Source organism: Pseudomonas sp. CP-1 (assembly GCF_021213715.1).
Lineage (GTDB): Bacteria > Pseudomonadota > Gammaproteobacteria > Pseudomonadales > Pseudomonadaceae > Pseudomonas > Pseudomonas aeruginosa.
On the sequence record NZ_JAJQKY010000066.1, the window covers coordinates 1 to 443 of the forward strand.

The window sequence follows — 443 nt, forward strand, 5'->3', positions numbered from 1 at the left end:
GCCAGCAACGAGTGGCCGCCAAGCTCGAAGAAGTTGTCGTCGAGCCCGACCTGTTGCAATTGCAGGACCTCCGCCCAGATCCCCGCGACCTGTTGCTCCAGATCGCTTCGCGGCGCCACGTAGACCTGCTGCAACAGGCTCGCATCCGGCTGTGGCAGGCCCTTGCGGTCCAGCTTGCCGTTCGGCGTCAGCGGCATCCGCGCCAGGAACAACAGGTGCGACGGCACCATGTATTCCGGCAGGCGCTCGCGCAGCGCCGTCTTCAACTGCGCCCGGCACTCCGCCTGCGCTTCCGGCGAATCCGCGACCGCCGGCTCCTGCGCCACCACGTAGCCCACCAACTGCTGGCCCACCGCGCCCGGCTGGGCCACCACCACCGCCTCGCGCACCGCCGGATGCTCGCGCAGGCGCGCCTCGATCTCTCCCAGTTCGATGCGGAAGCC

At 69.5% G+C, this 443-nt stretch carries 1 protein-coding gene; it reads right to left on the reverse strand.

Annotation, left to right across the window (positions count from 1 at the left end):
* Positions 1–443, reverse strand: a 443-nt coding sequence (locus LT948_RS33075; RefSeq protein ID WP_177344128.1) for an AMP-binding enzyme, incomplete at both ends; no start/stop codon positions are given.